This window comes from Chryseobacterium sp. MYb328, from assembly GCF_037572595.1.
Taxonomy (GTDB): domain Bacteria; phylum Bacteroidota; class Bacteroidia; order Flavobacteriales; family Weeksellaceae; genus Chryseobacterium; species Chryseobacterium pennae.
Genome location: NZ_JBBGZQ010000026.1, coordinates 1 through 23529 on the forward strand (window position 1 = coordinate 1; position 23529 = coordinate 23529).

Consider the following 23529-nt stretch of genomic DNA (forward strand, 5'->3'; position numbering starts at 1 on the left):
GCTTCTTCGAAGCCGCCGAAAATTTATCTCAAAACAGATTTTTTTACAATCCGTTTCTTACCGAAGCTCTGATGGGTGCCAGCAGATCCATCAACCCATTTAATTTGATTTCATAAACGGTTGATAACTGCATTCCAAGTTTTCCCTTTGGCATTCCATTTTTATTGAACCATTCGAGATAGCTTATCGGAAGATCAATCAGAACGGTTCCTTCGTATTTGCCAAACGGCATCTTAAAAACACAGATTTCTCTTAATATTTCTGGATTTATTCCCTCCACTTTTTATATAATTAAATCAATTTATCTTCTCACTCTGCCTGCTTGGGCAATTCCAGATCAGGAGGTGCATTTTCATCTACAAATTCATTTCTGTATACCTGTATCAAAAGAAGGGTAAATGAGATCAGAATAGGTCCGAAAATAAGTCCCATAAAACCAAACAGGTTCATTCCCATGATAATCCCAAACACAGTATTCAGCGGATGGATATTTTCAAGCTTTTTTAAAAGGGTAAAACGAAGCAGATTATCTGTAAGCCCTACTACCACTACACAGTAAATAGCAAGGCCAATTCCCTGCCCTGTATTCCCTTCAGCAATCATAAAAATACATACAGGAACATACACAATCGCCGTCCCCACTACCGGAATAACAGAAGCTGCCGCCGTTAAAGCAAATAGCAATATTGCTCCAGGAGCTCCGAATATCAGATATCCAATAAGTGAAACAATTCCCTGGCCAATTGCAACTACAGGAATACCTATAGCATTTGCCATAATAAGCTTTCTCAGCTTTTCGCCAAGTAATGAAACATTAGATCTCTTTAAGGGTGCTGAAGTCGTAAGGATTCTTTCGAACAGTCTTGGCTTTTCCAGCATAAAATACAGAATAAAGTACATGGACATTATCACGGTAAGCGTGTTGAATGTTCCACTCAATGCTGAAGTGGAAAATTTTCCCACAAAGCTTTTCAGCTTATTCATATTTTCCTGGCTTAGGATATCAAAACCTGTTTTTGATTGGATATAGGAATGAATTTTATCCAAAAAAACATTGAATTTATCCATATAAGCCTGTGCATTTCCTAATTTATCAATAATCAGATCTGCAATGAAATAAATAGGAAGGATCAGCACAATAAGACTTGCCAACATTAATACAAAAGCAGCAAGTGAAGGTTTCCACTTTTTTTCTTCCTGAAGGTAGAAGTTATATTTTCTGCAGACTACATAAATGGTAATAGCCCCTAAAACCGATGGAATAAACAATGCCAGATTAAAGCAGACCAAGCCTGCCAGCACCAAAATAATGGCGAGCAAAGAAATCTGCTTTATGGCAACACTGCTTATTTGATTGTCTTTATTCATCAGGTATTATTTATTTTATCTTTATTGTTTAGTGTATGTGATCTGCCTTGGCTTTCCAATAAAGGCACAATAAGCAGAATACATCACGATCATGATGAACGGAGCCGTTAAAATAAGACCAATTCCACATAAGACAACTCCTGCCACAGAGATCAGCATCCCCAGAAAGCTCACTCCTAAAAATGTTCCGTAATTCTCTTTTGCAATATTAAATGATTTACTTAAGGCATCTATAGCAGATCCATTTTCAAACAACAGGATCGGATATCCTAATAAAAGAAAAGGATAAACGAAAATAAAAGGAATAAAGCAAAGTCCCAGCGCGACCGAAGAAATGAGTCCTGAAATAAAACCGTAGATCAATATATTAACAAAATTCTGACGGTATCCAATAAACAGGTCTGAAAACTCAATCGGGTTTTTGGTGTTAAATTTATTTACCATATAGATCAGCCCTACATACAGAGGGGTCAGTAATAATAAAAAAAGGCTGGAAAATGTCATATACATTGAGAACCCAGGAGTCTCCCAATATCTAAAATTCCCATAATCACCTGAAGATCTCATTTCATCCATTATCGCTGCAGAATTGAAACCGGTAACACTTTGGATGACCATTCCTCCAACAATATAGATGATCATGGCAACAACGGCGTAACCAAAAATGCCCTTATACATTTCAAAGGCATGCGAAATGATAGACCCGGTTTCCCTATTCGGTACAGAACCTTGCTGGTCAAATTCGTTAAATTCAGACATAGTTTAAATATTTAATGATTTTATCAAATTTAACTTTTTTTGATAAAAAAACATATTAAACACAGTTGAATTTTAACTTTTCTCTGAAAATACTGTTTTATATAATGAATAGATCATGGCATTCCAGAAAGGAAATGTGAAAAGCCCCCCTATTAAAAACAAGCTGAATCCAAGATATTTAAATAAAAGAGCAACGAAAATACACACCATAATTTCTACAAAATACATTTTGAGTGCTTTAAAGTTTAAAGAAATGGCTTCAAATATCCTTTTATTTGTAAAAAACATCAATGGAGCTACAAATATCGTCACTGCAACCCATATTACTGCCAGAAGAACTGTAGGAATAGTAAGCCTGTAGATCATGAACCAGAAGAGATAATACCCAAGATATTTAAAAAAATTAATTCCGTTATACCCAACAAACAAATCTCCCAGCTCAATTTTCTCATTAAGGTCGATTTTTCTGAAGATCTGAAACATTCCAAGGTTCAAAGGGTAAAGAAATGCGGTCGTTGCCCAGATGGCAAGGGTAAACATCTGATATCCCTCAGTAGCGCTTAATTCTGCAATTTTTTCCATATAAGCTTTTGTCCCTTCATTCAACGCTTTTGCCAATACCTGATTTTGTTCCCATATTCCGTATTTCTCTCCAAAGAAAAACAGAGAGGTAAGGAATATTCCAAAAAAGATCATTGAAAACATCAGCTGAAAAACCAGTGTCTTATTCCAGTAAAAAAAAGCCTGCTTCAATATAAATTCAAGTCCTGGTTTCTGAGGATATTTGCTCTGCATCATAAAATTTTTATGCAAAAGTAAACATCAATAATTATTTTTGCCGAATGTTTTCAGTGAATCATCAAAAATTTATGGAAATGGACGAGCTTTCTCTTCAGAAAGTTCCCTATTTCTTTGTTATCGATTTTCTTTCGGAGAATGTTGAAATCTACCGGGAAAATGAAATTGAAAAATCAGGCTTACTGATTGATTTTCAAATGTTTTCAAACACAAAAAAGACCCCTATATTAGATAAAAAAATAGAATGGAAATCCTTTCCGGAGGCTCTGGAAAGCTTTAAAACAGGTTTTGATAAAGTTCAGAAAAATATTCGTCTCGGAAATTCCTATTTGGTAAATTACACCCGAAAAACTGAAATTGAGACCAATTTAAGCCTTGAAGAAATTTTTTATCACTCGGATGCAAAGTACAAGGTTTTTTATAAAGATTTTTTTGTATTTTTTTCTCCTGAAACTTTTGTGAAGATCATTGACGGAAAAATCCTGACTTATCCTATGAAAGGTACTATTGACGCCTCCATAGAAAATGCGGCAGAAATCCTTAAGAATGACCGAAAGGAAAAAGCAGAACATTATACGGTAGTAGATTTACTCCGAAATGACCTCAGCATGGTAGCAGATGATGTAGGGGTAGACCAGTTTCAGCATATTGATTTCATTAAAACCCGGCAAAAAGACTTGTATGCCATGAGTTCTGAAATTTCAGGAATATTGAAACCCGAGTTTGACGGAAAAGTAGGAAGCACTATGCAGAAACTTCTTCCTGCAGGATCTATTTTGGGGGCACCAAAACCCAAAACACTGGAAATCATTCTGGAAGCAGAAGGATATGACAGAGGATACTACACAGGAGTTTGCGGCTGGTTTGACGGTAAAAATGTCGACAGTTGCGTGATGATACGTTTTATTGAAAAAGAAGGTGATAAACTCTATTTCAAAAGCGGAGGCGGTATAACGCACATGAGTAAATTAGAAGACGAATATCAGGAAATGAAAAATAAAATCTATGTCCCAATTCATTGAAAGCATTAAGGTAGAAGATCAGAAGATTTATCTGTTGGAACTCCATCAAAAACGTGTCAATCAAACATTTTCCCACTTTGGGAAAGAAGAGTCTATTGACCTTGCTAAGATCTACAAAAACCTGGAGCATGATGAAGACGGACTTTTCAAGTTGAGAATCTCTTACGATCTCGATAAAAGGATCCGAACCCAAATGATCCCTTATGCTATTCCTGAAATTCAGGATTTCCAGCTGGTGGAAAACAACAGCTATGATTACTCTTTCAAATTTGAAGACCGTAAGGAGCTAGATAAAATGAAAATGAAATCCAAAGCTGAAGAGATCATTATCGTTAGGAATAATCATATCACAGATACTTCTTTTTCCAACCTTCTATTTTTGAAAGGTAAAGACTGGTTTACTCCTAATTCTTTCCTTTTGAATGGGGTACAAAGACAGCATCTCTTAAAACATAAAAAAATAAAAGAGGCTGAAATTACCTTACAAAATATAAAGCAATTCAGCCACTTTCAACTCATCAACGCCTTAAATGATTTTGATGATATGTTTATCTATCCCATCGACAGAATTATGAATCTGCCTGGGAATGAAGAATATCTTGATCTTTAGTTTTCTTTCATAAAATTAAAGTAAGCTTTCTGCACATCTGCACTGTTTTTCCCGTAAGTATTCACTTCCAGGATTTTCGGCTGTGCATCAGGTTTGAAGAAATTCTCTAATACCCGATCCAATGTCAGTTCATCCTCCACTTTAATATAGGAGAATCCAAAATGCTTAGCCAAATGTTCTGCATTTTTACGGTGCTTAGTGGCAATAAATTCATCCAACGTATTTGGGTTGGCATTTCCGGGTCCAGGAATGATTTTAAAGATATTCCCTTCTCCGTTATTAAAGATCATAATGCGCACAAAAGGAGGAATATATTGGTTCCAAAGCCCATTGATGTCATAAAAGAAACTTAAATCACCGGTAATCAATAAAGTAGGATTGGCATTTTTAATTGCAAATCCCATTGCCGTAGATGTTGAGCCATCAATTCCACTGGTTCCTCTGTTACAGTACATTTTTCTTTTACCGAAATCGAACAGCTGTGCATATCTAATTGCCGAAGAGTTTGCAAAATGGATATTATAGTTTTCAGGAACTGTTTGTGATGCTTTATTGAAAAAATAGAAATCAGAGAACTCAACAGTGTTTAAAAACTGCTGGTGCTTGGCATCTTTTTTATCTCTCAGCACATCCCAAAGATTGAAATAAGGTCTTGGTTCCAGATTAATGAACTTTAATAATTTAGAAAAGAATACTTCCGGTTTCACCTCTATTTTCTCTGTCAATGAGAAATAAGTGTCCGGCTGCCAAACCTCATCCAGATGCCAGTGCTGTTTTGGTCTTGCACTCCTTAGGAATTGTTTTACTTTTTTGGAAACTACATTCTGCCCCACAGTGATCAACAGATCCGGAGCATAGGTTTTATAGTCTTCTTCTGTAAAATTAAAGATGTAACGGTCTATATGTCTGAAAAACTTCTCATGATAAAGGTTGGAATTCGCTTCACTTAGCACAACAACAGAATGATTTTTAACCAGTTGCGTTAATTGATTCTCCAATTCAGGACTGTAATCCCTTGTTCCCACCAACAACATGATTCTTTGGGAGGTATGCCATTCTGCAATCAGATTGGATGGAATCTCGTAATCTTTATGTTTGATGGTCTTTTCAACCGTCGGGAAAGTTGGAAGCTCCGATACCAGTTCATATAATGGCTCTTCCAAAGGAATATTGATATGTACTGGTCCCTGCTTTTCAAAGCAAAGCTCAATCGCCTTTTTAATAGTATCAAAATTAATATCTTCTGCATTCTCCTTGCTGTCTTCCAGCAATTGGAAGTCTCCGTAAGAATGCTGATGAAAAACATCCTTCTGCCTGATGGTCTGCCCATCAAAAATATCAATAAAATCCGTTGGCCTGTCAGCTGTTAACACCAACAGCGGAATATTCTGGTAAAAAGCTTCTGTAACCGCAGGATAATAATTAACCACTGCTGATCCGCTGGTACAAGTAATGGCTACTGGTTTTTTCTCACTCTTAGCCATACCCATCGCCACAAAGGCAGCACTTCTCTCATCTACAATACTGTAACAGTTGAAATTATCTATTTCTGAAAAATGAATCGCTAAAGGAGCATTCCTTGATCCCGGAGAAATGACAACGTCTGCAATACCGTACTGCTGAAGAAGATGTGCAAGTATTTGGATACTTCTCTTAGAAGAATATTTTTTCATACAGCAAATTTAACTTATAAATAATGATTTTAAAATCATTTAATTTAAAAAAAATGTAATTTTGCTATTCGTAAATTTCTAAAAATGGATAAAATACCTAGTGTAGACCTGCGTGATTTCCTTTCGGGTAACCCGGAACGCAAACAGAAATTTGTAAATGAAATCGGAAAAGCTTATGAAGAAATTGGTTTTGTAGCCCTAAAAGGCCACTTTCTTGATGACAACCTTGTAGAAGATTTATATGGAGAGGTAAAAAACTTTTTTGACCAACCAGTGGAAACGAAACAGAAGTATGAGATTCCAGGAATTGGTGGCCAGAGAGGGTATGTAGGATTCGGTAAAGAAACTGCAAAAGGTTTCAAAAAAGGAGACTTAAAAGAGTTTTGGCACTTTGGACAGTATCTGTCTGATGATTCAAAATACAAAGCAGAGTATCCAGACAATGTAATCGTTGATGAACTTCCGAAATTCAACGAGGTAGGTAAAGAAGCCTTCCAGATGCTTGAAAAAACAGGACAATATGTTCTAAGAGCATTATCATTGCACCTTGGCCTAGATGAGTTCTATTTTGACGATAAAATCGCTGAAGGAAACTCCATCTTAAGACCTATTCACTATCCACCAATCACTGAAGAACCGGATGATGCTGTAAGAGCAGCTGCTCATGGTGACATCAACCTTATCACTCTTTTAATGGGAGCACAGGGGAAAGGCCTTCAGGTTCAGAACCACAACGGAGAATGGATCGATGCGATTGCAGAGCCGGACGAACTGATGATCAATGTTGGAGATATGTTATCTAGACATACCAATAACAAACTGAAATCTACAATTCACAGAGTGGTAAACCCACCAAGAGAATTATGGAGCACTTCAAGATTTTCAATTCCTTTCTTTATGCACCCTATCAGTGCCATGTCATTAAATGCTCTTGACAACTGTGTAGACGAAAACAATCCAAAGTTATACGAAGACACTACAGCAGGAGAATTCTTACATGAAAGACTGATAGAATTAGGCTTGATTAAGAAATAATAATTATATAGCGATAAAGAAATCGGCTGTCTCAAAATGAGGCAGCCGATTTTTTATTATTGATTAAAAATATTTTATATAACTTTACATTACTATCAAATTTTTAATTAAATATATATGAAAAATTTAAAAAAACTAAGAAAAGACCAATTGAAAGGTATTTCCGGAGGTGCTAATGTTCCTGTTATTGAATACTGTATGTATTATTGCAGTGGTACTATCATTTGTGCAGCTTGCACTGAGGACTTTAAATGCCCAGTTACCACTGAGGAAATGTAAGATTCACTATCAAAACGTAATGATACAGTTTCAAAAGAAGCGGTATTTTTATTGTCAGGCATCCAGCACCAACGCTGAAATAAAAAACTCAAAAACAAATACTTAAGTAAATTTTCATATCTTTATTTAAACCAAAATAAAATTATATGAAAAATTTAAAAAAATTAAGTAAAGGCAAATTAAAAACCATTTCCGGAGGAATAAGCTTCCCTTATAATGGAGAATGTTTTTATGTGTGTAGTGACGGAATACAGTATAAAGCGCTATGCAGGTTAGAATTCATCTGCCCTGATGGAGAACAGCCTATTATTTACTAAAAACAAAAATGCTCCTTTGGGAGCATTTTTTATATATTTAATCAAACAGTCTCAGTTGCTGATCTTTAGTTCCCGTAAAGTTGGCCGTTGATAATTTGGGAAACTCTTTGCCTTCAAAAAACTTTTTCCGCCCTATTTTAAAGGTGGTATGAATCATTTCTGCAATATTCCCCTCCCCTCTCTGTCTTTCAAAATATCTTTTATCTCCCAACTTTCCACCACGCATAGAACGGATAAGATTCAATACTTTCTGAGCTCTATCCGGAAAATGAGATTCAATCCAATTAACAAAAACAGGTTCCACCGTATCATTCAAACGAACTAAAGTATACCCAAATCCCAATGCTCCTGCATCAGAAATTGACTTTAAAATATTTAAAGGTTCATCGCTGTTTAGCCCAGGAATAATAGGTGCTACCATGACATGAACGGGAATATTATTTTCGGTCAGGATCTCAATAGCTTTTAATTTATTGGGGGCAGAACTTGTTCTTGGCTCCATTTTTCGTCTCAGCTCTTCATTAATGGTTGGAATACTCAGAGAAACAGAAACAAGATTCTTCTCCGCCATCGGTTTTAAAATATCCAGATCTCTCAATACCAATGCATTTTTTGTCAGAATATTGACAGGATGTCTGTAATCAAGACAAACCTGCAGGAGCTTTCTGGTGATTTCAAATTGCCTTTCAGCAGGCTGATAGCAATCGGTGTTTCCGGAGAGCAAAATAGGAGCTGCTTTATAGCCTCTTTTTTGAAAAAATTTTTCCAGCAATTCAGGAGCATTTTTCTTCACCATGATCTTTCTCTCAAAATCAATTCCGGCGCTATAGCCCCAGTATTCATGGGTAGGTCTGGCAAAACAATAGGAACAGCCATGCTCACATCCCTGATAAGGATTCATGGAATATTCCATAGGGAGATCCTCGCTTTTTACCTGATTCACAATAGTTTTTGGAAACACTTCAGTAAAAGAAGTCTTCACGGTTTCGAAATCTTCATCTTCAGGTTCATAAGTATACCTGTCGAAACGGTTGATAACGTTCCGCTGAGCTCCCTGACCTTTTATGAAATTTTCGTTTGACATTCTGATGTAAAATTAGAATGGATTTTTTATAAAATAATGAACTTTAACATTAAAGTTTTCCACAAAAAAATCCAACACTTTCAAAAGCGTTGGATTTAAACATAATTTAATATATTTTTTTACTACTTCAGCGCGTAAAATTCCACTCCGTGTGTTTCATCGTCGTGGTTCTTTTCATCAAAGTGTCTGTGATAATCCGAATAGGAATCACTATATTTTTTATCTTTTTTAGTCAATATTTTTTTGATACTTATTAAGCTTAATACTGCCAAAAGACCAACTCCTCCTGCCAGTAAAACTCCAACCTCTTTTTTCATATTTTCTTTGATTTATTGTTTTGGGTATTGCAAAAAGTATACCTATTTCATCTTTGTAAATTATAAATTTTGTTAACATTAAGCTCTGTTTTTAAGAAAATTATAATCCATTATTTTTCTTATCTTTAGAAAAGCAATGGTTTAATTATTGTACTTATCAACAAAAATAGTATTATGGAAAATCCAGAAAACATCGACCAAATGACCACTCTGAGCCAAGTCATGCAAAAGCTCTCTGAGAGAGGAATCCAAAGGGAGTTCAGAATGAACGAAAGCTGTGAAATGAAGTTTGAAAACTCTGAAAAAATTTATCAGCCTACTGAATTGATTATTATAAAGACTTACCGTTTCGAAGGAGACAGCAATCCTGATGATAATGCCGTATTGTACGTTATAAAGGATAGTGCCGGAAACCGCGGAATGATTATCGATTCTTATGGAGCGGACAGCAATTATCCTGGTGAAAAGTTTGATGAATTCCTGAGAAATATTCCTGTTTTGGAAAGTGATGAGTTTAATTTTTAGCCCCATCCACCCAATATTAATTTTTTAAACCATTAAGGCCATTTTAATTAATATAAAATTGATTTCGTCCCTATTGGTACAATCAGCTCTTTATTACATTACCCCTCAATGGTTTAAAAAATTATTTCTCCTCAGAATTATCTTTCTTTTTAAAAATACCATTTAAAAAGCCCTTCTTCTCTTTTTTTTCTTCCAGAGGTTGAGGTGTATTTTTTTTCTGTTTTATATCCTCTTTAAGGTCCTTTACAGACTGCTTCATTTCCTTCACTGAAGAAACAGCATTCTTTACTTTTTGTTCTGTTTTTTCTACATTCTTTCCAATAAGAGTCTTTTTAAGCCCTTGTTCAATTCCCTTCCAGAAAAGGTTAAAGAAGGACTTCGTAGGATCACGTTCCACATTTTCCACCGTTACTGCTTCCGGATAATTCCCAGAATTTGATTTCAAGAAAACATTCGCAACGGCTGTTAAAAAGCCTTTTTTCTCATGGTTATTTTTGTTCAGGACAGCAATCTTCAGGTCTTTGTGCTTTAAATTAAATGTTCCGTGCAGTCCTGCGGGATTTCCTTTAAAATTGAATAGCATTTCCTGTATAGTTCCTGCAGTAGCTGTTACATGCAGATAAGGCCGGATAAACGGATTGATACCACTCACCGGAAGGTTCGATGTCTTCCCGGAAATGGTAAAAGCATCATGCTGGTCTGCTACATCAAAGCCCCAGTTTACAGACAGTGGTGAAAGATTCATAAAAGAACAATTAATCTTAATATCCACCCTGGTAGGTTTTCCTTTTGCCTTAGCAGAATTCAGATTTTTAACATTCATATTAAAATTACTGAATATAAGCTTCCCAGGTCCCATACTTTCCGGAGTATCTTCTTCATATACCAAAACTGAGTTCTTCAGATCCAGAGTGTTGATATTCATAGGAATTTTAATAGACCGAAGCATTTTGGAATACAATGCTTTTATTTTCGGATCGTCTTTAGGTATTTTACTTCTGAAAATATTAGCATCCGCAGACTGGATCAAAACATGTGAGGCATTAATGAATTTATGTTCTGAAAACAGATCCCAATTTCCCTCAGCAGAGATCTGGCCCATCTTTAAATCATACAGATCTCTTTCTACAGGAATCATTTTGATAAACTGATTTCTCGAAACGAGAGGCTTCATCGCAAAATTATTGATCTGAACTTTATTCTTATTCAGCTTTAAAAGTCCCAGACTGATATTATAAAACTGAGTTTTATAAGCAAAATTACGGGTGGTCAGAAAATAATCTTTTACATTAAAAGAAAGTCCTTGGTTATTTGCTTTCGGGCCTATTTCGATACCATTCACAGTAGCATTCAAATCATGAAATGCTAATGGCTCTTTTCCTTTATCATAAGTAAGATTTGAGTTCTTTAAAGATACTTTTCTTACGATAACAGACTGTATGATTCCTAGGTTTGTACTCTTCTTGGGTTTATTTTCTCCTGCCTTTATAATTCCGTTAGCGTTTTCAACGAGAACATCTTTTAGATCAAGATTCAGCTTTTTATTAATGAATTCCAGCTTATTTATATTAAAAGCAATATGGCTGGTTTTCAAATCCACCGTCGTTTTCCCATTGGGCTGAGGCCCTGGGGTCAATGAAAGATCTCGGATTTCTCCGTTAGTCGGTTTTAAAGCGATACTTCCAATGGCCATATTCTGATGATCCGCATACACAATATCCTTTCCGGAGAATGTAAAATCTTTATATCCAATCGGAACCACCTGTTCTGAAGTACTCTTATTGAACACCAATTGATTGATATTCAGATTCAGGTTTCCGCCAGATAAAAGCCTGCTTCCATCAGACTTATTAATCTGAGCTACAGCATTTTTAAGCTTTATATTCTCAAGATTAACCTCAAAATTGGATTTCTTCTTTTCCTTTTTAGCATTTTTTACACCGGTATTATAGACTGTAAAAACGGGACTTTGAAAATCTGCACCTGCAAGAGAAACTTTATTTTTATTTAAGACCACATCTTTAAATTCCATTTTTGGAATAGTGAATTCGAAAAGCTGAGTTTTTTGAGGATAAAACTTTTTAAACTGAGTAAAAGACATCAGCGGAATCAGCTTAAAGCTTTCAGCCGACATTTGTCCATTTGTTGTATTGATGGAATGAATCGTAATAGCGTATACATTATCCGGTCTGAAAAAGAAATTTCGCCCTTTAATGCTGTATCGGTCAAAAACAACAGGAAGCTTATCTTCTACAGACTCTTCAGTCATCTGTAGATTTTCTACGGACAAATCAAGCTGCTCTACGGATAAAAATTTCTTTTTACTATGCTTAAAAACAGCCACCTTCCCTTCATTGATTCTGATATTCTCAAATAAGAACGGTTTTCTTTTTTTTCCCGTTTTCTGGTCAACAGGTTTTGCTAAAATGACATTAAGATTAGGTTTTGCCAACAACAAATCGGAAGAGCTTATTGTTTTATTAAAAATGGCATCATAGATTCCAAAACGACTGACCTTTAATGTATCTATAGTTCCCTGAAGACCAATAACTTTGGTGTTTTGGGGATCTTTACTATTAACTGAGATTCCTGTTACCAGAATATTTCCCGTGCTAAGATCCACATCCAAACTTTTATAGGAAACCTTATAGTCTGTATTTTTTTTAATGTATTCAGGAAGTTGGGTTTTAAGCCAGAAATTCAGTCCGAAATTCGCCGCAAGAAGAAGTCCTGCCAGAATTCCGAAACTGATTAGTAGTCTTTTAACCCATTTTTTCATATTAAATATTTTGATACTCAGTATTCTCTTTATAAACTTTCTTAGAAATTTCTTTTATAATTTTCCCCGTTAAGGTTATTTCGTAAAACTTATTATTTTTTCTAGAATAAAAGCTTTTATCCTCTTCATTATATCCGTATCCAAAAGAAAGACCAGGTTTAATTTCATCAAAAATAAAAGGGCAAATTTCTTTATTATTAAGATCTAAGATACCAGCTTTACCATTTTTATGAGCAAAAACCATATTTCTTCTTTGAATAAACTCATCATAAACTGGCGGAATTATAGTTTTAAAAGTTTCATATTCTATTAAACCGTATTTCCCATTTTTTACAACAAAATGTCTTTTTTCTGGTCCATATTCTACCCAATTTGATATTTCATCATATTCTAAAGGTAGTAAAATTTTATTTTTAATATCAACAATTCCGTACTTCTTATTTTTAGATACAATAAACTTTTGACTGTTATAATAAATCGGGACTATACTGTCATATCCCAATAATATTGGTTGATTATCAATATTTATAATTTTATGATCTGCTATAAATAAATTGGCATCTTCATCAAACTCTTCCAAATTTTTATATTGAAAAGGAATTTTTATCTTCCCATTTTTATCCAACACACCTGTTTTTCCATTTTTTCTTCCAAGAATAAAACCGCTTTTCTGTTTTTGAAGGTCTTCATATTCAAAAGGGATCACGATACTTCCACTCGAATGCACCATTCCATATTGGCCTTTCAAGTTTTTAAATATTAAATTCGGTGTAGAAACTGAAAAATCATTTAAAACCGGCTCATATGATTCTCCTAATTTTTTCAGGTCCTTATTATAAATTTGGAATATCTTTCCTTTTTTTGCATTATAATATTCTGATGAATTATGGTTTGTATCAAAATAACCCACCCAATCATATTCTATAGGAACTTTGGCATACCCGTCCGGTTTTATAATTCCATATTTACCATTTCTTTTAACAATAGCATTTTTATAAGTATCAAATACAGAAGCAGAATCAAATTTATTTTCATGAAAAGCAGGTCTTATTTTTTCATTAAGAAATTCATATTTCTTACCTTTTAATGTTAAAACAGCGCCATTTTGAAAATAAGTAGTAACCTCACTGATGTTTGAGGGAGGAGGTATATTTGCATTGTAACCACTAAAAACCTTATCATATATAAAGTCTGATAATTGGATTCCTTTAGAGTCAAAAAATGCCCATTTCCTATTTTCAGAAACAACTACAATAGAATCTGCATGGGATTTATCTACAGCATCATATACTATAGGAATAATGACCTCTCCTTTCCGATCAATAAACCCATATTTTTTATTTTTTGAAACAATACATAAACCTTGGCTGAAAAAACCAACTCCATCATATATCATTGGAATTATTACATCTCCTTTAATATTTAGAAAGCCATACTTACCCTTTCTTTTGGCACTGAGCATTCCTTCTGAAAACAAACCCAATTCTTCATAATCAGGAGGAATAATAACTTTTCCTTCTTTATTTATATAAAATTCCTTGCCCTTATCTTTCGCATAAGCTAATCCATTTTCATCAAATGGGTTTATAAAATCATATATAAAAGGAACTGTGATAACTGTATCCTTATCAACGAACCCCCATTTCCCATTTTTATGATGTATTCTAAACAAGTTTGCATTTTTATCTTTTTCAAAATAATCAATATCTTTTCTTGTTATTTTAGAATTATTTTGAATACATGATATAAAAAAGATTAGTGATAAATATTTGAGCATCTCTTAGTTTTTAATATTCAGCTCTATCACGTATCCTTCATGCCCTCTTATGTTGATAAAATTTCCACCTTCAAATCCAAGGTACTGTCCTTTGATCCCTGTAAGCCTTCCTGTAAATTCAGGTTTCTTATCTAAAGTAAATGAAGTTACTTTCTCCGGCTTTTCAAAAGGATAGTCAAATGCCCACAGGTCTTCTCCTTCACTGTAGAACTTCTGGAAGTCCTCAGGGAAATATTCCTTGATCTTTTGTCTGAAATCTGCAAGATCGACCTCTCCTTCAAAATCATCCTGAAGCATCTTTCTCCAGTTTGTTTTATCTGCTAAGTGCTCTTTTAAAGCAACTTCAATCATTCCGGCTTCATAACGGTTTTCAGTTCTTGCGATAGGCAACGCAAAAGTAGCACCCTGATCGATCCACCTGGTAGGAATCTGAGTATTTCTGGTCACTCCTACTTTTACATCTCCTGTATAGGCCAGATAGACGGTGTGAGGCTGAAGCTGAATTTCTTTTTCAATTTCCAAATTACGTTCTGCCACTCCTAAATGGGCTGTCGAAAGCTCCGGGCGAATGATTGTGTCACTGGCATACGGGCTTTCAAAAAAACAGTTTTTACAGAACCCCATTCTATAAATAGGTTTATTTTCGCCACAGTTTACACATTGAAACCCTACATGTTTAATGCTCAATTCCTTCCCAAACAACTCATTAACATGGATCAGATCTCCTGAAAGATTCAGATAATATTGAATGGGTTTGGCATCGTAGCTTATCATTTTTAAAATTTGCCCTTGAAACTGCATATTATATTTATATTACTTTTTTAAGTAAATTTAATGATTATATTTTTCAAATAGTAAAATTTATATTTTTGTATTCATAAAAAACCACTGATGATTTATCTTATAACAGGCGGCAGCGGCTTTATTGGCTCCCATTTAGTCGAACGATTATTAAGAAATGGACATTCTGTCATAAACGTTGACAATTTTGATGATTTTTACAGCTATCAGATAAAAATTAAAAATACTTTAGAGTCTATCGACAAAATTTCGGATTTTGAATTCTCTGATAAAGAGGCTGATATTCAACATCTGGCTTCACTTTCCCATTCTGATCAATATTCCCTTTACTATCAGGATATCAGAGATAAAGAGGGTCTTGAAAACATTTTCAGAAACCACTCTATTGATATGGTGATTCATCTGGCAGCATTGGCAGGTGTTCGCCCCTCTATTGAAAGACCTTTGGAATATGAAGAAGTAAATGTCCGGGGGACTATGAATCTTTGGGAATTGTGTAGAGATTTTAATATTAAAAAATTCATTTGCGCTTCTTCATCAAGCGTTTATGGAAATAATGAAAAAGTCCCTTTTGCAGAAACAGACAATGTGGACAATCCTATTTCTCCTTATGCAGCGACTAAGAAGTGTGGAGAAATTCTGGGACACGTCTATCATCATCTTTATCATATTGATATGATCCAGCTTAGATTCTTTACCGTTTATGGTCCAAGACAGCGTCCTGACCTTGCCATCCATAAATTTACAAAACTTATTTCCGAAGGCGGAGAAATTCCTTTCTATGGGGATGGCACTACTGCCAGAGATTATACTTATATTGATGACATTATTGATGGAATTACCAAATCCGTCTTATATCTTGAAAACAATTCCAATGTATATGAAATCCTTAATTTAGGAGAAAACCAGGTAATCACTTTAAAGGAAATGGTAGCCACTATAGAAAAGACCCTGAATATGACAGCTTTCAGAAAAATTCTGCCAATGCAACCCGGAGATGTCACAAAAACCAATGCCGACATTACCAAAGCAAAGGCTTTAATAGGATATAAACCTGACACAAACTTCCAAAATGGCATAAAAAAATTTGTGGAATGGTTTTTGAGAAAACGACAATAAGTAAATTACTGACATACCTGCCATGCAGTTGATGACAGACATTTATAAGAAAAAATTATAAAAAGAATTGAAAATCAAGTATAAAAAAGTTTATTATACAACCTATTTTTATACTTTTGCAAAAAATTAGAAAATTATGTACTGGACATTAGAATTAGCTTCCTATCTAAGTGACGCACCTTGGCCAATGACAAAAGCAGAGCTTATTGACTACGCAATCAGAACTGGTGCACCTATGGAAGTAGTAGAAAACCTTCAGGCTATTGAAGACGAAGGAGAAATATATGAATCTATCGAGGAAGTTTGGAGCGACTATCCGACAGACGAGGATTTCCTTTGGAACGAGGACGAATATTAATAAAGCGATAAGCTTTAGGCTGTGTGCTTAGAGCTTTTTTGCCCTTTTTATATATTAACTACACGCTTAGCGTGTAAAACGCTTAAAGCATCTTGCATTAAGCATAAAGCAAAAAATTTATGAGTTTTTTAAACAAAGTTCTTAAAGGGTTTTTGGGAGACAAAAAAGCGCAGGACCTAAAAGAAGTAAAAAAAGTTGTAACAAAAATCAAGGCTGTAGAGCCTAACATCCAACAATTGTCGGATGATGGACTGAGACAAAAAACTGCTGAGTTTAAAGCAAGTATTAAAGATGCTACCAGCAAGATCACAGCTCAAATAGAACAGATTAAAGAGCAGATAAAGACTTCAACAAACGTTGATGAAAAAGAAGCTCTTTTCTCAAAAATTGAGTCTTTAAAGAAAGAATCATACGAAATTGAAGAGAAAGTTCTTATCCAGGTTCTTCCGGAAGCTTTTGCATTGATCAAAGAAACGGCAAGAAGATGGGCACAGAATGGAGAAATTCGTGTAACAGCAAGTGACTGGGACAGAGAACTGGCTGCTGCAGGGAAAGATTTCGTTTCTATTCAGGGAGACCAAGCTGTTTGGAAAAACTCATGGGACGCTGCCGGAACTCCAGTAGTTTGGGATATGGTCCACTATGATGTTCAGTTTATCGGAGGTATTATTCTTCACAGTGGTAAAATTGCCGAAATGGCAACCGGTGAAGGTAAAACTTTGGTAGGAACATTACCTATTTACTTAAATTCACTTCCGGAAAGAGGAGTTCACGTGGTAACAGTGAACGACTACCTTGCAAAAAGAGACTCCGCATGGATGGGACCTCTTTATCAGTTCCATGGAATGTCTATCGACTGTATCGATAACCACCAGCCGAACTCAGACGGAAGAAGAAAAGCATACAACTCAGATATTACTTACGGAACGAACAACGAATTCGGTTTCGATTACCTGAGAGATAACATGGTAACTTCACCATCAGAGCTGGTACAAAGAGAATTGAACTTTGCGATTGTGGATGAGGTGGATTCTGTATTGGTAGATGACGCAAGAACACCATTGATTATTTCAGGTCCGGTTCCTCAGGGAGACAGACAGGAATTTGATGTTCTAAAGCCTTCTATCGACAGAATCGTTGATGTTCAGAAAAAAACAGTTTCTGCCATCTTCAATGAAGCGAAAAAATTAATCGCTGGTGGAAACACTAAAGAAGGAGGATTCAAATTGCTTCAGGCATACAGAGGTCTTCCCAAAAACAGACAATTAATCAAATTCTTATCGGAAAGCGGAAACAGAGCATTGCTTCAGAAAGTTGAAGCGCAATATATGCAGGACAACAACCGTGATATGCCGATCGTAGATAAAGATCTTTACTTCGTAATTGAGGAAAAGAACAATCAGGTTGACCTTACAGACAAAGGTGTTGAATACATGTCTCAGGGAAATTCAGATGCTAACTTCTTCGTTCTTCCTGATATCGGGACAGAAATTGCTGAAGTAGAGGCTAAAAACTTATCTAAAGAAGAAGAATTCGAAGCTAAAGAAAGACTTTTCGGTGATTTTGCTGAAAAATCCGAAAGAGTTCACACGATGAGCCAGCTATTGAAAGCCTATACATTATTTGAAAAAGATGATGAGTATGTAGTAATTGATGGTGAGGTAAAAATCGTTGACGAGCAAACGGGTCGTATCATGGAAGGAAGACGTTATTCTGATGGTCTTCACCAGGCGATTGAAGCTAAAGAAAATGTAAAGATTGAGGCTGCTACTCAAACTTTTGCAACGGTTACGCTTCAGAACTATTTCCGTATGTACAACAAACTTGCGGGGATGACGGGTACTGCTGAAACTGAAGCTGGAGAACTTTGGGAGATCTACAAATTAGACGTAGTGGTAATTCCTACCAACCGTGTGATTTTAAGAGACGATAAACAAGATTTAGTTTTCAAAACTAACAGAGAAAAATATAATGCTGTAATTGAAGAAATTGAAAAATTAACAGCAGCAAGAAGACCTGTCTTGGTAGGTACAACTTCTGTTGAAATCTCTCAATTATTATCAAAGGCACTTCAATTAAGAAAAATTCCACACCAGGTATTGAACGCGAAACTTCACAAGAAAGAAGCGGAAATTGTAGCAGGTGCAGGACAGCCGGGAGTTGTAACCATTGCAACAAACATGGCTGGTCGTGGTACGGATATCAAGCTTTCTAAAGAAGTAAAAGAAGCCGGAGGGTTAGCTATTATCGGTACAGAAAGACACGATTCAAGACGTGTTGACAGACAGTTAAGAGGTAGAGCTGGACGTCAGGGAGACCCTGGAAGTTCTCAGTTCTATGTATCTCTTGAAGATAACTTAATGCGTTTGTTCGGTTCTGAAAGAATCGCTAAAATGATGGACAGAATGGGTCATAAAGAGGGTGAAGTTATTCAGCACTCTATGATCAGTAAGTCTATCGAAAGGGCTCAGAAAAAAGTGGAAGAGAACAACTTCGGAACAAGAAAGAGACTTCTTGAGTATGATGATGTCATGAACAAACAACGTGATGTAATCTATAAGAGAAGAAAGAATGCCCTATTTGGAGACCACTTGAAATATGACATCACCAACATGATTTTTGATGTAGCAAATTCTATCGTTGCGAAAGGAAAAGCTACAGGAAATTATAAAGATTTTGAATATGAAATCATTAAAACATTTACGATGGAATCTCCGGTTTCTCCAAATGATTTTAATAATAAAACCATTCCGGATCTAACGAACATTTTATTCCAGGCCGCTCAGGAAGATTATCAGATGAAACTGAATCTATTGAAGGAAAAATCATTCCCAATTATTGAGAATGTTTACCAAAACCAAGGTTCAATGTTTAAAATGATCCAGGTTCCTTTCACAGACGGGCACAAAACAATGACTATCGTAGCTGATCTGAAAGAGGCTTATGATACTCAGTGTGAAAGCTTAATCAATGATTTTGAAAAGAACATCACTTTATCTATTATTGATGAAAACTGGAAGCTTCACCTTCGTGAGATGGATGATTTAAGAAGATCTTCTCAGGGAGCTGTTTATGAGCAGAAAGATCCACTTGTGATTTACAAACAGGAATCTTTCCACTTATTCAGTGAAATGATAGAGAAATTGAACAAAGAAATTATTTCATTCTTATACAAAGGAGAAATTCCTGCATAAGAAATAAATAACAATATTATTAAAAAACCGCTCTGGCATTGGCCGGAGCGGTTTTTTGTTATTGATTGTATAATAGTTTTATGACAAATATCAATATTATTATTTATTTAGAATAGTTAAAAACAATATATTTGCAAAAAATATTGACTGCTTCATGAAGCTAAAAACTGCTAAACGCTGGTTTAATTGGCATAAATGGACAAGCCTTATCTGTACCGTTTTTCTACTGTATCTCTGTGTAACAGGTTTACCGTTGATCTTTCATGAAGAAATTGAACATCTTTTAGAAGACAACAAAGAAGCCTTAGCTCAAAATCATGAAAAACTGAGCTTAGATAAACTTGTAAAAATTGCTGAGTCCAAATACCCGGGAGAGAAGGCAAGATTTGTCTTCTGGGACGAAAATGAAAAAAACAAAGTTCTTTTTGATATTGTTGACCAACCCAACGCTCCCTACGAAAAAAGTAAATATTTAGTTTTGAATGAATACACCGGCGAAGTTTTAGGAGCTCCAAGAACAGACGGTTTAATGAATATCATTTTAAAACTCCATACAGATATGTTTCTCGGCATACCAGGGAAACTTTTTTTAGGGTTAATGGGAATGCTTTTCATGATCTCCATTGTTTCGGGAATCGTTCTCTATGGGCCTATTATGAAAAAGTATGACTTTGGAATGGTTCGTAAAAACAAATCCAAGAGACTTAAATGGCTGGATACCCACAACTTATTAGGAATAGCCATTACGGCTTGGATGGTTGTCGTAGGATTTACAGGTATAATCAACACTCTTTCTGATGTAATTGTAGGACTTTGGCAACAAGGCCAACTGGCAGAAATGACCGCTCCTTATAAGACTCAGAAACCCTTGACTGGGAACTTCAGTTCATTAGAAGATGCTAAGAAAGCAGCAGAAAGTACAATTAAAGATATGAAAGTATCTATAATTGCTTACCCAGGCACTGATTTTACAAGCAAACACCATTACGCAGTTTTTATGCGTGGAAATACTGAACTTACTTCAAAACTTTTAAAACCTGTACTAATAGATGCCAAAACCGGAACTGTAACAGATTCCAGAGATATGCCATGGTACGTGAATGCATTATTTATTTCAGAGCCTCTACATTTTGGAAATTATGGAGGCGTGATTCTGAAAGTTGTATGGACCGTTTTTGATGTTTTTACAATTCTGGTGCTCATTACAGGTCTTTATTTATGGATTGCACGAAGAAAGGCTGAAAAACAGCAAAAGATAGTATTCACTCCTAAAGATTCCGGAAAATGAAAAACAGCTTTCTAAAACTTTGGGGAATTCCTATCCTTCTAGCTCTTTTATCCATGTTTGGATTGATCGCAGCATTACTTGGTGATGGCCTATGGGATATATTAGGATGGCTAGCACTTTCTATCCCTTTATTTTTGATTATTAAACACTACTTAAAATAAACTTACTACTGAATGAAGAAATTAATTTTAAGCTTAGCTACCCTATCAGGGGTCTTTGCTTTTGCACAAAAAAAGGATAGCATCAACGCTAAAAATATAGAAGAAGTTATCATCAATTCTATCCTTAAAAAAGATTCGGAGTATACTAATAAAATGCCTTTAAAGGCAATTGAAAACCCACAGTCTTATTCAACCGTAGATAAAATATTTTTTGAAAATCAAATGATATATTCGGTGGATGATGCTTACAGAAATGTAACAGGTATTCAGAAAATGTGGAGTGCTACAAACAGAGCCGGAGATGGTGGCGCTTATATTTCTTTAAGAGGTTTTACATCCAACAACTCTTTAAGAAATGGTCTGGTTGCACCGGTTACAACTTCTATTGATGCTGTAAATGTAGAAAAACTTGAAGTTCTGAAAGGACCATCAGGAACATTATTTGGTAGTAATGTAACTTCTTACGGAGGGGTCATTAACAGGGTTACCAAAAAACCGCATGATAAATTCGAAGGAAATATTTCATTAATTGGTGGAAGTTATAATTACTACAGAGCACAAGCGGATATTAACACCCCCGTAACGAATGATAAGAAATTAATGTTCCGTTTAAATACGGCATATACAAACAGTGGAACTTTCCAGAAAACAGACGCTAAAAATTCATATACTGCTTTTGCCCCTTCATTACTATATAAAGTCAATGATAAGCTGAGCCTAAGTCTGGATTATGAAATGTTTGATACAAGAGCAAATCCTGAACAGTCATTCTTCTATCTCAAAAAGAATCCAGGTTATCAAGGAGATCCATATACCAATGTTGACAATATGAAAGATCTTGAAAAATTAGGATTGGATTACAAACAATCATATACAGGAAAAGGTCTTTACACTACGTCAAAAGTAAGAAATATTTTAGGCCAAATTAACTATCAGATAGATAAACATATCAGGTCTTCAACAAATGTAAGCACTGCTTATACTTTTTCAAACGGTTACAACCCTTATTTTGCTGTTACTGTAAATCCGTCAGACAATAACTTATATGTACAAAGAGCGGATCAGTCTACAGATAACAGTAAAAAAACATATTTCCAGATTCAGCAGAATTTTAATTTCGACTATAAATTTGGAAATGAAATGCGTAACAGAACTGTAGTTGGTTTTGATTTTATGAAGATCAAAAACAGATTACATTATGTATATTTTACACAAGGCTTTTTAAAACCTGACGTGCCGACCAATGGTTATGATTATGCTGGGACCTTCAATTCTGATACACTAGATCAGGCATACCAAAATTTACCTAAAAGTATGTATGATCAGATAGATGATCAGAATACATACAGCGGTTATATTTCCAATGTATTTACCCCAATCACAGGATTAAATATTATGGCTTCCGTTCGATATGAAAGCAATGACTTCAAGGGTGGAAAACTATGGATAAATGATATAAAGCCATACAATCAGTCAGCATTCTCACCAAAATTTGGTGTAACCTACCAGATTATAAAAGATAAATTTTCTGTTTTCGGGAATTATCAGAACAGCTTCAAAAGTAATGGCTACATATTTACAGATGCCGGAGCAGATCCTATTTTATCCGACCCAGAAAGAGCTAACCAGTTTGAAGGTGGTTTTAAAGGGAACATTTTCAAAGGAAGGGTAAGTGCAACATTAAGCTATTACAATATCAGGGTAAAAAATTCTTTAGTTACCACAGGATATTCAGGGATTAATGCTCTTCAAACCCAAGCCGGTAAGCTGAAAAGTGAAGGGGTGGAATTAGAAGTAAATGCCTACCTGTTAAAGGGATTATCATTAGTAGGAGGTGTTAGCTACAATGATTCAAAGTATATAGAATCTGATGCAGCAACAAAAGGAAGACGACCTGGGACTGCAGGCTCACCATGGCTAGCAAGCATTTATGCAAGCTACCAGATTCTTGACGGAAGCTTAAAAGGTTTTGGTTTTGGTCTAGGAGGAAACTATGCTAATGCTAATGCAATTTTGAATAATAATATTCTGGATGCAAATAAAAATATTATAGGAGGAAAAGATGTTTTTATCCTTCCGAGCTATTTGGTACTCAACGCAAGTGCTTTCTATGATACCAAAAAGTTCAGAATCGGTGTAAAAGTTGATAATTTCACCAACCAGCATTACTGGGTAGGATTTACAACAGCAAACCCTCAGACACTTATCAATGCCTTGGGAAGCTTCACTTATAAATTTTAAAAAATCAAAGGTTAGCCCCTCACG

General features: G+C 35.2%; 22 protein-coding genes. 12 read left to right on the top strand and 10 right to left on the bottom strand.

Annotation, left to right across the window (positions count from 1 at the left end):
- Window positions 1-43: 43 nt before the first annotated feature.
- From WH267_RS20790 to WH267_RS20805, 4 genes are all read right to left on the bottom strand, one after another.
- Window positions 44-271, bottom strand: a complete 228-nt coding sequence (locus WH267_RS20790; RefSeq protein WP_115972107.1) for a DUF3820 family protein — start codon at window positions 269-271, stop codon at window positions 44-46.
- A 38-nt stretch (window positions 272-309) separates the two neighbouring features.
- A complete protein-coding gene (locus WH267_RS20795; protein WP_340010729.1) occupies window positions 310-1368 on the bottom strand; it encodes an AI-2E family transporter in 1059 nt (352 codons plus the stop codon).
- A 21-nt stretch (window positions 1369-1389) separates the two neighbouring features.
- Window positions 1390-2127 (bottom strand): beta-carotene 15,15'-monooxygenase, encoded by a 738-nt coding sequence (locus WH267_RS20800; RefSeq protein WP_123320148.1) that lies wholly within the window; start codon window positions 2125-2127, stop codon window positions 1390-1392.
- Between the two features lie 72 nt (window positions 2128-2199).
- On the bottom strand, window positions 2200-2925 hold the full coding sequence (locus WH267_RS20805; protein ID WP_123320149.1) for a hypothetical protein: 726 nt from the start codon (window positions 2923-2925) through the stop codon (window positions 2200-2202).
- A gap of 44 nt (window positions 2926-2969) precedes the next feature.
- Here WH267_RS20805 and WH267_RS20810 point away from each other — a divergent pair, with 44 nt between their 5' ends.
- Together WH267_RS20810 and WH267_RS20815 are read left to right on the top strand one after the other, a co-directional pair.
- Entirely contained in the window at window positions 2970-3947 is a 978-nt protein-coding gene (locus tag WH267_RS20810; RefSeq protein ID WP_340010730.1) for an aminodeoxychorismate synthase component I, read from the top strand.
- On the top strand, window positions 3931-4557 hold the full coding sequence (locus WH267_RS20815; RefSeq protein ID WP_115972028.1) for an aminotransferase class IV: 627 nt from the start codon (window positions 3931-3933) through the stop codon (window positions 4555-4557). The genes WH267_RS20810 and WH267_RS20815 overlap by 17 nt, the downstream gene beginning before the upstream one ends.
- Here WH267_RS20815 and menD read toward each other — a convergent pair.
- Window positions 4554-6230, bottom strand: a complete 1677-nt coding sequence (menD, locus tag WH267_RS20820; RefSeq protein WP_340010731.1) for a 2-succinyl-5-enolpyruvyl-6-hydroxy-3-cyclohexene-1-carboxylic-acid synthase — start codon at window positions 6228-6230, stop codon at window positions 4554-4556. The genes WH267_RS20815 and menD overlap by 4 nt on opposite strands.
- Window positions 6231-6314: 84 nt before the next feature.
- Here menD and WH267_RS20825 point away from each other — a divergent pair, with 84 nt between their 5' ends.
- The 3 genes from WH267_RS20825 to WH267_RS20835 all read left to right on the top strand — a co-directional run bounded on the left by WH267_RS20825 (window position 6315) and on the right by WH267_RS20835 (window position 7861).
- Complete coding sequence (locus WH267_RS20825) at window positions 6315-7265, top strand: isopenicillin N synthase family dioxygenase (RefSeq protein ID WP_115972030.1); 951 nt, start codon at window positions 6315-6317, stop codon at window positions 7263-7265.
- 117 nt (window positions 7266-7382) lie between these two features.
- Window positions 7383-7544: a bacteriocin-like protein gene (locus WH267_RS20830; protein WP_340010733.1), complete on the top strand. Its 162-nt coding sequence runs from the start codon at window positions 7383-7385 to the stop codon at window positions 7542-7544.
- A 146-nt stretch (window positions 7545-7690) separates the two neighbouring features.
- Window positions 7691-7861 (top strand): bacteriocin-like protein, encoded by a 171-nt coding sequence (locus tag WH267_RS20835; protein ID WP_185018865.1) that lies wholly within the window; start codon window positions 7691-7693, stop codon window positions 7859-7861.
- Between the two features lie 37 nt (window positions 7862-7898).
- On the opposite strand, the gene WH267_RS20840 is transcribed toward WH267_RS20835, so the two are convergent.
- Complete coding sequence (locus WH267_RS20840; RefSeq protein ID WP_340010735.1) at window positions 7899-8945, bottom strand: PA0069 family radical SAM protein; 1047 nt, start codon at window positions 8943-8945, stop codon at window positions 7899-7901.
- Between the two features lie 122 nt (window positions 8946-9067).
- Window positions 9068-9262 carry a hypothetical protein gene (locus WH267_RS20845; RefSeq protein WP_066691102.1) on the bottom strand — a complete coding sequence of 65 codons (195 nt, stop codon included), beginning with the start codon at window positions 9260-9262 and terminating at the stop codon, window positions 9068-9070.
- Window positions 9263-9436: 174 nt separating this feature from the next.
- On the opposite strand from WH267_RS20845, the gene WH267_RS20850 reads away from it, so the two are divergent.
- Entirely contained in the window at window positions 9437-9787 is a 351-nt protein-coding gene (locus WH267_RS20850) for a hypothetical protein (RefSeq protein WP_123320153.1), read from the top strand.
- A 121-nt stretch (window positions 9788-9908) separates the two neighbouring features.
- Here the strand turns inward: WH267_RS20850 and WH267_RS20855 are convergent, their stop codons facing one another.
- The 3 genes from WH267_RS20855 to WH267_RS20865 are packed head-to-tail and all read right to left on the bottom strand — an operon-like array spanning window position 9909 to window position 15144.
- Window positions 9909-12566 carry a hypothetical protein gene (locus WH267_RS20855; RefSeq protein ID WP_340010737.1) on the bottom strand — a complete coding sequence of 886 codons (2658 nt, stop codon included), beginning with the start codon at window positions 12564-12566 and terminating at the stop codon, window positions 9909-9911.
- Between the two features lies 1 nt (window position 12567).
- The gene (locus tag WH267_RS20860; protein WP_340010739.1) at window positions 12568-14343 is read right to left on the bottom strand and encodes a WG repeat-containing protein; all 1776 of its coding nucleotides are present in this window, start codon (window positions 14341-14343) and stop codon (window positions 12568-12570) included.
- Window positions 14344-14346: 3 nt separating this feature from the next.
- Window positions 14347-15144, bottom strand: coding sequence for a DUF2797 domain-containing protein (locus WH267_RS20865; RefSeq protein ID WP_340010740.1), 798 nt, complete (start codon window positions 15142-15144; stop codon window positions 14347-14349).
- Between the two features lie 90 nt (window positions 15145-15234).
- Between WH267_RS20865 and WH267_RS20870 the strand changes: the two genes are divergently transcribed.
- The 6 genes from WH267_RS20870 to WH267_RS20895 all read left to right on the top strand — a co-directional run bounded on the left by WH267_RS20870 (window position 15235) and on the right by WH267_RS20895 (window position 23505).
- Entirely contained in the window at window positions 15235-16263 is a 1029-nt protein-coding gene (locus tag WH267_RS20870) for a GDP-mannose 4,6-dehydratase (protein ID WP_340010743.1), read from the top strand.
- Window positions 16264-16399: 136 nt separating this feature from the next.
- Entirely contained in the window at window positions 16400-16621 is a 222-nt protein-coding gene (locus WH267_RS20875; protein ID WP_002662059.1) for a DUF2795 domain-containing protein, read from the top strand.
- Between the two features lie 119 nt (window positions 16622-16740).
- Window positions 16741-19815, top strand: a complete 3075-nt coding sequence (secA, locus tag WH267_RS20880) for a preprotein translocase subunit SecA (RefSeq protein ID WP_340010744.1) — start codon at window positions 16741-16743, stop codon at window positions 19813-19815.
- A 154-nt stretch (window positions 19816-19969) separates the two neighbouring features.
- The gene (locus tag WH267_RS20885) at window positions 19970-21103 is read left to right on the top strand and encodes a PepSY-associated TM helix domain-containing protein (protein WP_340010745.1); all 1134 of its coding nucleotides are present in this window, start codon (window positions 19970-19972) and stop codon (window positions 21101-21103) included.
- The gene (locus WH267_RS20890) at window positions 21100-21264 is read left to right on the top strand and encodes a hypothetical protein (protein ID WP_340010746.1); all 165 of its coding nucleotides are present in this window, start codon (window positions 21100-21102) and stop codon (window positions 21262-21264) included. The genes WH267_RS20885 and WH267_RS20890 overlap by 4 nt, the downstream gene beginning before the upstream one ends.
- A 12-nt stretch (window positions 21265-21276) precedes the next feature.
- Window positions 21277-23505, top strand: a complete 2229-nt coding sequence (locus tag WH267_RS20895; protein ID WP_340010748.1) for a TonB-dependent siderophore receptor — start codon at window positions 21277-21279, stop codon at window positions 23503-23505.
- Window positions 23506-23529: the final 24 nt, after the last annotated feature.